The organism is Methanobrevibacter sp. TMH8 (assembly GCF_020148105.1).
GTDB lineage: Archaea > Methanobacteriota > Methanobacteria > Methanobacteriales > Methanobacteriaceae > Methanobinarius.
Window position 1 is genome coordinate 46,048 of sequence record NZ_JAHLZE010000020.1, and the last position, 12,261, is coordinate 58,308.

The window sequence follows — 12,261 nt, forward strand, 5'->3', positions numbered from 1 at the left end:
AATTAAATAAGATATATCTATTTATGAATAATCATTTAGATTTTGAGTCAGATTCTATTGAAAAATTTCATAAAATAATTAGAGAATACTTATCTAAAGAAAAAGAAAGTTCAGACCCTATTCATCGTCAGAAACTTTCAAAAATTTTTCATGATTATATAATTCAAACAGAAGATGAATCATACACTATTAACTCTCCTAGTTTTGGTGGTAAAGTTGAAACTATGCATAACTCAAATGGAGCTATAACTGAATCATTTGAAAAATTTGTGAAACCATTTAAAGAAAGCTACTTTTTGAATAATAATATCCAAAAAGATACAGATTTTTCCTATTCAAAAGACATTGCTATACTTGATATATGTAGTGGTTTAGGTTATAACTCTTCAGCTATAATTGATGAGTTTTTGAAGAATAAAGGTAAAAATTCCTCACTTTCAATTGATTTGGCTGAAATATCAATAGAAACTTTAGCTATGGGGCTTCTTATCCCATCTCCTATTAAAAATCATGATATTATTAAAAAAGCTATTGAATCTAAGTTAATTGAAGAGGATTTTGCAAAATTATCTATTGAAAAAACTGAGATTCCTGAAAACATTGATATTAACATTTTCTGTGAGGATGCTCGTAAAACTGTTCAAAATTTACCAAGTAATAAATATGATGCTATTTTTTTAGATCCTTATTCTCCAGCTATGGCCCCTGAACTTTGCACAGTTGAATTTTTCGAAGAGTTAAAACGTTTAATTAAAGATGATGGAATAATAGCTACTTACACATTAGCTGCAGGAGTTCGTTTTGCTTTTATTGAAGCTGGATTTTATATTGGTGAAGGTCCTATTTTTGGTAGAAAATCAGGAGGAACTATAGCTTCTATTGATATTAAAAATATTTCTAAAAACATTCCTATTATGGATGAGCGAACTATTGCATTATCTGATGCAGGAATACCATTTAGGGATCAAAATTTAAATCACACATCATCAGAAATTTTAGACCATAGGGTGGATGAAAGAAGTAAAGCAAGACATTATACTCGAATTTCATCTGCTGTTCAAACACCGATTTTCTTAGGCAAAGAAATAGATGATGAAAAATTAAAAAGAAGAGTTTTTAGGAATCTTAATAAGGTAAATATTCCAGATTCACAATCAAAAGAAGCTTATTATATTATTGAACCTCAAGAAAATCATTATAAAGAACCAAGTATTAAATTCAATTCTAAAAATAGGATTATTGAAATGAATAAAAGATTATTAAATGTTATTAAGGATAATACTTTAAATTAATTATTATAATTTAGAATATTATATATTATCATTATTTTTTATTTTTTTTATTTATATTGATTATTTTTTAAGACATTAATATACCATAAAAATATTACTATTTCAAAGCAATTTTACTATTTAAGCTCAGTTTTACTATTATAATTAATTTTTTTAAAGTGACATCAACAATATTTATATACACTTAAGGAAAATATCATTATTTAACTAGCAAGAATTTTGAATAAAATATAAATAATATCAATGTTTTTCAATGAGTAGCTATAATTAAATATTTATAAAATATACTTAAATAAACAACATACAATAATTTATCAGATTTTTTATATTTAGATTTTTTATATTATTATTCATAATATATGCAGTAAAAAATTATATAAGATATTTAAGAAATATATTAAGGAATTAAAAATACAAATATATTTGATATTAAAAATAAGAAAGAATCAGAGATTTTTTAATTTATAAAAAAGATTTTTATAAATAATATAAAAATTGAATTGAATATTGAGATATAATTTAAGTAATATTTTTAAATATATGCTAATGGAGGAATTACCATTTTTGAAATTAAACATAAAGATAATAGAGGGAGAGTTGGTTTACTTAAAACCAAACATGGAACTATCAAAACTCCTGCTTTAATGCCTGTTATTCATCCTAAAAAACAAAAAATTGATGTGAAAAAACATGGGGCTGAAATTGTTATTACAAATGCATATTTGATTTATAAAGATGAAGAATTAAAAGAAAAAGCTTTAAATGTTGGTATTCACAATTTAATAAATTTTGATGGTCCTGTTATGACAGATTCTGGTTCATTCCAACTTTCAGTTTATGGGGATGTAGATATAAATAATAAAGAAGTAATTGAATTCCAGGAAGCTATTAAAACAGATATAGGTACTTCTCTTGACATACCGACTCCTCCTTATGAAACTATTGAAAAAACTGAGGAAGATTTAGCTATAACTTTAGAGAGAGCTAAAGAAGCAGTTGAGTATAAAGAAGCAAATAATATGGAAATGCTGTTAAATTCTGTTGTTCAAGGATCCACTTATCCTAATCTTAGATCTTTCTGTGCAGATGAGCTTTCAAAACTCAATGCTGATTTATATCCAATTGGTGCTGTAGTACCATTGATGGAAAATTACAAATATTGTGATCTTGTTGATGTTGTTATGGCTTCTGTATCTCATCTTCCAGATTCTGTTCCTCGTCATCTTATGGGGGCAGGTCATCCAATGATTTTCGCTTTAGCAGTTGCTATGGGGTGTGATTTATTTGATTCTGCGGCATATATTTTATATGCTGAAGATGATAGATTTTTAACCACTCGTGGAACTTATAAACTTGAAAATTTACAAGAAATGCCATGTTCATGTGAAGTTTGTTGTAATTACACTCCTGATGATCTTAGAACTATGAAAAAAGAAGAAAGGACTAAACTTATAGCTGAACATAACTTAAATGTTAGTTTCGCTGAATTAAGAATTGTTCGTCAAGCTATTGCCGAAGGTAGCTTGATGGAACTTGTTGAAGAGCGATGCAGAGTCCATCCAATGCTTTTAAATGCTTGTCGTCAGCTTGGAAATTATAGTAATGACTTGGAAGTATATGACCCTCGAATTAAGAAATCTGCATTCTTTTATACAGGTCCAGAATCACTAAAACGAGCTGAAGTTAAAAGACATTTGGATAATCTTAAAGATATGGATAAAAAAAGAGATTTAGTAATTTTACCAAATTCAAAGAAACCATATTCTAAATATGTTAATAAATCAAAATTTGGAGAATTTTATACTTATGGTAGTGAAAGAGAGTTAGATTTAGATAACACTGATTTCATGGTTTTAGATGTTCCATTTTGTTTAATTCCTCTTGATATTGATGAAGTATATCCATTAGCTCAAAATGAATCTCCTAAAATAAGAGATATTGATTCAATTGAATTTATTGAGAATTTTATTTCAGAATTTATAGAATACTATGATCAAACATTAATAAGTTCTAAAGTTATTAATGATTTGGATATTGGTCTTTATAATATACATCCTCAATCAAATGAAGTAAAATTTAAAAAAGACGATAAAAGAAAGATTAAAGCTATAGCTGATTATCAATTTGGCAATGGAGTTGGTGAAACTCTTTTTGAAGGTGATTTGACCATAGAAAAAAGTAAGAAAACTGGAAAAATTCGCCATATTTATTCTAATGGAACTCTAATTGCTAATATGAGAGCTTCTGACTCTTTTTTTGTATTAGCTAAAGAAGGTGCTATTAGACTACATAATTCCCAACCGTTCCCTGAAAACAGAGTTGTTGTAAATAAAGATTCAGAACCTTTTGCTCGTGAAGGTAAAAGTGTATTTTCCAAGTTTGTAATAGATTGTGATATTAATATTAGGTCCAAAGATGAAGTATTAATTGTTAATGAAGAAGATGAACTATTAGCATTTGGAAAATCTTTATTAAATCACAATGAAATAATGAACTTTAATACAGGCCAAGCTATAAAAACAAGAAAAGGTATATTTAATAATGGATAATATTATTAATAGAAAAAAATACGATTATTTGTTAATATATATGAATTAGGGGATTAAACTTATGAAAGTTGAAGTGTATTTAAATTTTGCTGGAAATTGTGAAGAAGCTATGAAGACTTATGAAAAAGTTTTCAATGGGAAAAATATGGAAATTATGAGATATTCAGATATTCCAAATACTTCTGACTTTCCAACTTCAGAAGATCAAAAAAATATGGTGCTTCATGGGGAAATGACTATTGGAGATACAAATTTCAATTTTTCAGATACTCCTGGTCAATATGTTCATGGAAATATGATGTCTGTTGCTTTAAGAGTAAATACTGCTGAAGAAGTCAAAACTTTCTTTGAAGGGTTAAAAAAAGGAGCTACTATACATATGGATATAGGTGAGACATTTTTCAGTGATTTATATGTCTTTTTCACAGATAGATTTGGTGTAAATTGGCAATTTGTTGTTGTTAAAGATGAATAATCAATTAAAACTTTTTTGTTACTGTTAATATAGGTAATTTTTTATTGCTAGTAGTAATTATGATTATTGTCACTATTATTTTGGAGAAATAATGAAAGAAAATAATAATCTTATGAAAGAAAAGCTATTGAGAAAATTAGGCTATTGGTATGAGAATTCTGAATTTGATAAGATAATAGACAAAATCTTAAAAATTCCTAAAGATCAAAGAGATTATGAAACAAGCTCTTATTTAGTAAAAGCTTATAATAGTATTGAAAAATTCCAATCAGCTATTGAAGAACTAGAAATTATAAAAGATAAGGGTAGAAAAGATCCTTTATGGCATTTTAGATTAGGTTATGCTTATTTTAACATTGATAACTATGAGGATGCTCTAAAAGAATATGAAATTGCTCATAAGTTAGATGAAAATAATAAAATTATTAAAAATCATTTTGAAGCTCTAAAAATAAATTTATTCATTGGAAAAAATTATTTAGAAGATGAAATTAATACATAATTTTTTTTTTAAAATGGAGGGGTATTTTGTTAACATTAGATGATTTTTTTAAAGGATCTTGTTCCTCGTTTGAAACTAAAATTAATATCTGGAAAAAAGAAGCAGATCTTTTTATCAATTTCCAAGATGAAAATGAAAAAAATTTAAATAATTTTTTTGATATTATTAAAAATGAAATTATCTGGATTGAAAATAATAAAAACAAAATAGAAGATGAATTACTTAATAATGATATTATTGAATTAGCTGAACACACTGTAAGTTCTGCACATCTTTTAAAATGTTCTGATGAAGAATGTTATATGATAGAAGATGGTTCTAAGATTGATTTTCCTATTACAGAAGAAAAATTTTTAGAAAGTTTATATATTGAATCTCTTTCTATTGATTTTGGGATAACTATCCAATCAATAGAAATTGTTTTAATATGTATACCAGATTACTTTATGGGTCAATATATTAGTATATCTATTGATAATCAGAAAAATATTAAATTCAATGGTTTAAATGAAGGTTGATTTAATATTTTCACACTCTTTTTTTAAAATAAACTATTATAATAATTAATTTTTAAATTTGAGAATAATTGTTATAATTAAAATTATTAAATTTTTATTTATTTTTTATCAATAAATAATAATAAAATAATTTATTAGAATAATAGATTAAGCTAATTATATTTTATCCTTAAAATAATGATTCTAATAAAAAAATAATAAAAAATAATATAATAACAATATAATAATTAAACTTTATTAACAATAAAAATAATATTTATAATATTAATGATTATAAATAAAATTAAAAAATTTAAATAAGATTTAATTAAAATTGAAATTATAAGAGGAATTATCTATGATACCTGGTATGAGTCCTAAACAAATGAAGCAGATGGAAAGACAGATGAAAAAAATGGGAATGGATATGAAAGACCTTCCTGGAGTAAAAGAAGTTATTATTCGTTTTGAAGATAAAGAACTTGTTATTCCTGATGCTGAAGTAAACCTTATGAATGTTATGGGTCAAGAAACTTATCAAATTACAGGAAATGCAGTTGAAGTAGAATTGAATGGAGAAATTGAGATTCCTGATGAAGATATTGAGATGGTTGCAAACCAAGCAGGAGTCACTAAAGCTGATGCTGAAGAAGCACTTATTGCTACTAAAGGAGATTTAGCTGAAGCTATTTTAAAGTTAAGTCAATAATTTGACTAAATGATTTATAAAAATAACTGCATTATATATAAAAATAATTTATAGCTATATTTATACTGTATTTATTATATTATACTATATTTATAAATAATTAATAAAAATGAGGAAATAATGACTGTAATTGCTCATATATCTGATCTTCATGTCAGTAACAATGCTTTTGATGATGAAGTATATTTAGAAGTTGTTAATCAAGTTAATGCTTTAGAACCTGATATGGTTATTGTAACAGGGGATATTACTGATCATGGTTATTATTCTGAATTTCATAAAGCTACAGAATATCTTTCTATGATTAATTATCCATTATTCGCTGTTCCAGGAAATCACGATGCTCGAAATGTTGGATATGAAACTTTTGAAGAATTAATCGGTGAACGAAGTTGGGTTTTAACTAAAGATGATAATTTAACTGTTGTTGGTCTTGATAGCAGCGGTCCTGATGTTGACAAGGGCCATATAGGTCGCCCCCAACAATTATGGATGGAAAATGAGCTTGATAAATCTTTAAACAATTCTAATTTTTCTATTGTAGCCATGCACCATCATGTAATACCTGTTCCTAAAACTGGAAGAGAGAGAAATGTTTTATCTGATGCTGGAGATATTTTACAAAGTTTAATTAATCATGATGTAAATATGGTTATCTGTGGCCATAAACATGTTCCTCACCTTTGGAGAATGGAAAACACTTTGTTCATAAATGCAGGTTCTGTTTCATCTATTAAATTACGTGGTAATGATAAAAATTCTTACAATACTTATCATATATCTGATAATCATATTGATGTTATTTTAAATCATATTAATGGTGAAAAAATATTTTTAGGTAAATTCAATAGAGATCAGCTTTGAAATTAGTTTTTATCTATTTTATCTATTTTGTTATTTTTATTACTTTTTCACTTTTTATTTTTTAATTTTATTAGTTTTATTACTTTTATTATTTTTATTAGTTTTATCAGCTTTATTTTTCAGCTGCTATCATTTGTACTAAATTTTCATTTTTATTTTAAAATTATCATTTTAATTATTTTATTAATTTCTTTGTCTATTTTTTTATTTATTTTATTAATAATCATTATAAAACTACTTAATTATTGTTTTTTATGATATTTTGTAGTAAAATTTAAATATATGTTTAACTCTTATATTATTATCATAGAAATTATAGGAAATTAATTCTATTGAAATTCTATTTAATTTAATTTAATTATTATCTAATCATTGATTAATTTAAGCTGGTGGTAGTTTGAAAGTTGTTATAGATGGATCTAATGTAGCACACTTTGGAAAAGAAGATGATTCTCCTCCTAAATTGAGTAATATTCTCTCTGCAGTGAAAGCTTTAGAAGATAGGGGGGATGACTTTGTTATTATAGCTGATGCTTCACTTAAACACGGGATTGATGATAAAGAGAAATATAATCATCTAGTTGAAGAAGAAGCTATTGAAGAAGTTCCAGCTGGAAATAATGCAGATCATTTTATACTAGAATTATCTGAAGAAGAAAATGCAAAAATTCTTTCAAATGACATGTTTAGAGAATTTAATGATGAATTTAAAGATATTCAAAGTAGAAGACTGCCTTTTTCTTTTGAAGGCGAAGATATAGTTATTGGTGAATCTAAAAAACCAAAAAAAGATAAGAATATTCTCCAACATATTTGTGAAGATATCTTAATTGCTATTGAGCGTAAACGTTGGGAAATTTATAAAGGAAAGGAAGGTATTGAGTTTACTCCACTTAATATAGCTAAAGAATCTATTATTCGGATGGATAAATCTCAGCATGATGGGGTTGGGAATAAAATTGAAGGATTGTTTTCTAAATTACCTATGTTTGATAAAGTAATGGATATGGTTGAAAATGTCGAAACTTCTGCACCTTATGTTATTTTTGTTTTAGTTCATCCAAAAGACTATAAAGAAGCTGTAAAAAGTGCAGGAAATATTTCTGTTACAATAGCTGATAGATTAAGGCTAAATAAACGACCTCTTATAGCTGTTAGAAATGATCTTTTTATGAAGCCTGGAAGTTTTGAATTGAATATCTTATATTCCGATGAAGTTGAAGAAGAGGCACCTTTCAATGTAGAAATCAAGATTAATCAACATGATGAAGTATTTATTAAGAAAAATTCTAGAAATATAGCTAGTACTGTAGCTGGAAGAATGGGATCTTGGAAATTTCCATTTGTTGCTGTTAAACCAGATATTATTTTAGAAAAACCTGGTGAATTTGAAACATTTCTTGATAAAAATGAAAAATATGGAAAAAAAGATGAATAAAATATAAGAATATAAATAAGATGATAATAAGATTAAATATTTCTAAATATTTTCATGAATTATCATATTTAATATATTTAATATATTTAACATATTTAAAATAATTGACATATTTAAAATAATTTATAAATTTATATAATTAATTAAAAAATATTTATATAAATTATATTTTTAGCATAAAAATAGGGTTTATAAAAATTTCTAAATATTATTAACATCTATTATTAATTAACATAAAAATTTCAGATTTATAAAAGGAGGGAATAAAATGGCTGGTAATGGATTAACTAGAGCTTTATTTAAATTTTTAACTAAACATGAAATTATAAGTATTGGTACTAAATATTACCCAACAACTCCTTTAGAAACTGAATATGTTGAAATGTTTAACTATACTCAAACTATGCTCATGGAGATTGAAAAAGCTGAAATTACTACTGATAGTATCTTTTACAATCTTTTAAGAGATGTTGGTGCAGAAAATATCCCTGAAAAACATAATTTTTATGAGTTAAAACCAGCTGAAAATAAGATAGAAGAATATGCTCTTGTAAGTAATATTATAATGGGTAGTGATCGTTATCTATATGTTGAACTTTCTAACTCTAGTAAAATTATAAATCAGTTCTCTAGAATTATTATTGAAGAAAAAGGGGAAATTATAGAACAAAGTTCAACTGAAATTGTTTCAAAACTCCTTTCCAAAAATGATGCTATTAGAGTAGCTATTAAAATGATTGGTATTGGTCTTGATTATGGTTTAAATGTTCGTGCAGCTGTTGGAATGACAGGTGCTGCGGCTATTGAACGTTCTATTAATCTTACTAAAGAAGTTGGAGATGATTCTGGAGTAGGTTTTACCAAACTTGGTGGGGAATATGCTCTTACTTTTGATTCTAACTTTATAAGTTCAACAGCTACTCCTCCAGAACTTCAAAATTATTTATTCATTGATGTAATCGATTCAACTAAATTCATCGATGATTATGGTCGAGATAAATTAGTGGAATTAATGACTGGTGTTAAAAATTTCATGGAAATTGAATGTAATGGTAAAATTGAAGGATATAGGGAAGGTGGAGATGATCTTATTGCTCGTTTCCCTAGTAAAGATTTAGCTATTAGGGCAGGTCTTGATACTGCATGGTATATTCTCAATAATGGTGCTAAAATTAGGGCAGGTATTGGAAAAAGCAGAAGAGAAGCAGGAGAAAGAGCTCAATTAGCTGATGAGATTAAAATTACAAATCCATTATCTCTTGTTATTTTTGAGATGGCTAATGGTCTTTATGCTTATTATATTCCTTCAGAATTCTTTAGAACTGTTCTCAATTTATTCTTAAACAAAAAAGCAAAATTAATTGGAATATTTATTTTAGTATTCATAGCTGTTTACTTCATGACTATTTTAGGATACTGGGAATATAGTTTTATAGTGGTAATTTTAGCAGCTATATATGCTTTAGCTTCTTAATTTATTTAATTCATTAATTTATTTTATAATTTTTTTAGCATTTATTATTTTTAATATTTGCAGAATTTTTACTATTTTAACTATTTTTATTATTTATATTATTTTTAGCTTTCTATTCTATATATCTATTTTTATTTTCCTTTTTTCTTTTTTATTTCATTAATTTAACTATTAAAAATAATTTTATATGTATCATATAGATTTTAAATATTTAATAAAAATATATAAAATATTATAAAAATAAACTATTTTGTTTTATTTTTTTTGAATTTTAATTTATTTTGTTTTTGATTTTATATATTTTCTATACAATATTTTAGTTTTTTTAGTTTTTTTAGTATTATTGTTTAATATTTATTAGATAAATCTTGTTTTTATGTATATTGTTTAATAATCGTTTTATATTTTATAATTTTTTTTAGAAAAAATCAATTTTTTCTGATAATTGTTATCATAAAACTTATATATAATGAACTTTAATATAATTAAGTAGGAATACGGAAACCGTTTTCCTACTATCAAATATTATCAAATATATTTAATAATTATATTTTTGTGATTATGTTATTGGAATAAATATAATTGGGATAAATATGATTGGATTTAAATTTCATAATTGAAATAAAACCTATTTAAATATATTTGTATCTATATTTGCTAAATAAAATTAAATAAGATTAATAAAAGAGGGTAAGAAAAAAATGGTTAGGAAGATAGCAATTTATGGAAAAGGTGGTATTGGAAAGTCAACTACAACTCAAAATACCGCAGCAGCTATGGCACATTTTCATGATCAGAAAGTTATGATTCATGGATGTGATCCAAAAGCAGATAGTACACGTATGATTCTTAGAGGAACTATGCAAAAGACTATGATGGATACATTAAGAGAAGAAGGTGAAGAGGCCTGTACTGTTGATAATATAATGTCAACTGGATTTGAAGGAATAAAATGTGTTGAGTCTGGAGGTCCCGAACCTGGTGTAGGATGTGCTGGAAGAGGTGTTATAACAGCTATTTCACTAATGGAGATGCAAAAAGTATATGAGGATAATCTTGATTTTGTGTTTTTTGATGTTTTAGGAGATGTTGTATGTGGTGGTTTTGCAATGCCAATTCGTGATGGAAAAGCTGAAGAGATTTATGTTGTTGCTTCTGGTGAGATGATGGCATTATATGCTGCAAATAATTTATGTAAAGGTATGGTAAAATATGCAAATCAAAGTGGAGTAAGACTTGGAGGAATTATTTGTAATAGTCGTAATGTTGATGGTGAATTAGATTTGATGGAGGAATTTTGTAAAAGATTAGGAACTCAAATGATTCATTTTGTTCCAAGAGATAATATAGTTCAAAAAGCTGAGTTTAATAAAAGAACTGTAGTTGATTTTGATGAAGGTTGTAATCAAGCTAATGAATATTCTGAGCTTGCTGGAAAAATTATTGGAAATGAAAACTTTGTTATACCTAAACCATTATCTATGGAAGAATTAGAAGAATTAGTAGTTGAATTTGGTATCTTGGATTGATTTGAGTTACAATATAATTAATTCTTAAGTTTAATTTTATTAGGAGAGTATTATATAATGAAAATGATTCGAGCCATAGTGAGGCCTGAAAAGATAGAACGTGTTGTAGATGCATTAGATGAAGCCGGATTTGTTGCGTTTACAAAAATAGATGTTATAGGAAGAGGTAAACAAAAAGGAATTCATCAAAACAATATTAACTATGATGAGTTGCCTAAGAGAATGATCATGTTGGTTACAGAAGATGAGTTTATTGATCCTGCTGTAGATGTAATAACAGAATCAGCTTTCACTGGTAATTATGGTGATGGTAAAATATTTGTAAGTCCGGTTGAAGAAGTTTATACTGTGAGGACAAGATCTAAGGGAATATAAAATCAAAATATGATTTTTATGAAATTAATTCGATTCTATAAGATTTAGTTAGGATTTAGTTAGGATTTATTTAGGATTTAATTAATATTTGATCATGATTTAATTAGGATTTAGGTTATAATATGAAAGGGTTATAATATGAAAGAGATATTAGCAATTATCAGACCATCCATGATTGGTAAAACTAAAAAAGTTTTAGATGCATTAGGTTATCCTTCTTTAACAGCTATTAGTGCTGTAGGTAGAGGTAAACAAAAATCATTTATAGATGAGGTTGTAATTGTCAAAAACAATGATGAATTGAGACACTATGATGATCAGATGAGATATGTCCCAAAAAGGATGATTTCATTGGTCATTCCTGCTGAAGATGTTGATTTGGTTGTAGAAGCAATAATGAAGGTTAATTCAACTGGAGCTTATGGTGATGGTAAGATTTTTGTTTGTCCAATAGACAATTCTATTAGAGTAAGAAACAAGGATGAAGGTGTAGAGGCAATACTTTAAATAGACCATAATTAATCATGGAAATTATTATGAATCATTATAAAGTATTA

12 protein-coding genes are annotated in these 12,261 nt (G+C 25.9%); all 12 read left to right on the plus strand.

Annotated features, from left to right (window positions below):
* Positions 1 to 23 precede the first annotated feature (23 nt).
* The 12 genes from KQY27_RS03940 (at position 24) to KQY27_RS03995 (ending at position 12,211) form a co-directional block, all read left to right on the plus strand.
* Complete coding sequence (locus KQY27_RS03940; RefSeq protein WP_224425278.1) at positions 24 to 1,292, plus strand: MnmC family methyltransferase; 1,269 nt, start codon at positions 24 to 26, stop codon at positions 1,290 to 1,292.
* A gap of 560 nt (positions 1,293 to 1,852) precedes the next feature.
* Positions 1,853 to 3,841, plus strand: coding sequence for a tRNA guanosine(15) transglycosylase TgtA (gene tgtA, locus KQY27_RS03945; RefSeq protein WP_224425307.1), 1,989 nt, complete (start codon positions 1,853 to 1,855; stop codon positions 3,839 to 3,841).
* 61 nt (positions 3,842 to 3,902) lie between these two features.
* On the plus strand, positions 3,903 to 4,316 hold the full coding sequence (locus KQY27_RS03950) for a VOC family protein (protein WP_224425279.1): 414 nt from the start codon (positions 3,903 to 3,905) through the stop codon (positions 4,314 to 4,316).
* Between the two features lie 91 nt (positions 4,317 to 4,407).
* Positions 4,408 to 4,818, plus strand: a complete 411-nt coding sequence (locus tag KQY27_RS03955) for a tetratricopeptide repeat protein (protein ID WP_224425280.1) — start codon at positions 4,408 to 4,410, stop codon at positions 4,816 to 4,818.
* Between the two features lie 26 nt (positions 4,819 to 4,844).
* Positions 4,845 to 5,336 carry a DUF2262 domain-containing protein gene (locus tag KQY27_RS03960; RefSeq protein ID WP_224425281.1) on the plus strand — a complete coding sequence of 164 codons (492 nt, stop codon included), beginning with the start codon at positions 4,845 to 4,847 and terminating at the stop codon, positions 5,334 to 5,336.
* Between the two features lie 337 nt (positions 5,337 to 5,673).
* Positions 5,674 to 6,024, plus strand: coding sequence for a nascent polypeptide-associated complex protein (locus KQY27_RS03965; protein ID WP_224425282.1), 351 nt, complete (start codon positions 5,674 to 5,676; stop codon positions 6,022 to 6,024).
* Positions 6,025 to 6,144: 120 nt separating this feature from the next.
* Positions 6,145 to 6,888 carry a metallophosphoesterase gene (locus KQY27_RS03970; RefSeq protein ID WP_224425283.1) on the plus strand — a complete coding sequence of 248 codons (744 nt, stop codon included), beginning with the start codon at positions 6,145 to 6,147 and terminating at the stop codon, positions 6,886 to 6,888.
* A gap of 397 nt (positions 6,889 to 7,285) precedes the next feature.
* A complete protein-coding gene (locus KQY27_RS03975) occupies positions 7,286 to 8,326 on the plus strand; it encodes a Zc3h12a-like ribonuclease (RefSeq protein WP_224425284.1) in 1,041 nt (346 codons plus the stop codon).
* 268 nt (positions 8,327 to 8,594) lie between these two features.
* Complete coding sequence (locus tag KQY27_RS03980) at positions 8,595 to 9,800, plus strand: hypothetical protein (RefSeq protein WP_224425285.1); 1,206 nt, start codon at positions 8,595 to 8,597, stop codon at positions 9,798 to 9,800.
* Between the two features lie 701 nt (positions 9,801 to 10,501).
* The gene (gene nifH / locus KQY27_RS03985) at positions 10,502 to 11,329 is read left to right on the plus strand and encodes a nitrogenase iron protein (protein ID WP_224425286.1); all 828 of its coding nucleotides are present in this window, start codon (positions 10,502 to 10,504) and stop codon (positions 11,327 to 11,329) included.
* Positions 11,330 to 11,386: 57 nt separating this feature from the next.
* Positions 11,387 to 11,704, plus strand: a complete 318-nt coding sequence (locus KQY27_RS03990) for a P-II family nitrogen regulator (RefSeq protein WP_224425287.1) — start codon at positions 11,387 to 11,389, stop codon at positions 11,702 to 11,704.
* Positions 11,705 to 11,842: 138 nt separating this feature from the next.
* Complete coding sequence (locus KQY27_RS03995) at positions 11,843 to 12,211, plus strand: P-II family nitrogen regulator (protein ID WP_224425288.1); 369 nt, start codon at positions 11,843 to 11,845, stop codon at positions 12,209 to 12,211.
* Positions 12,212 to 12,261: the final 50 nt, after the last annotated feature.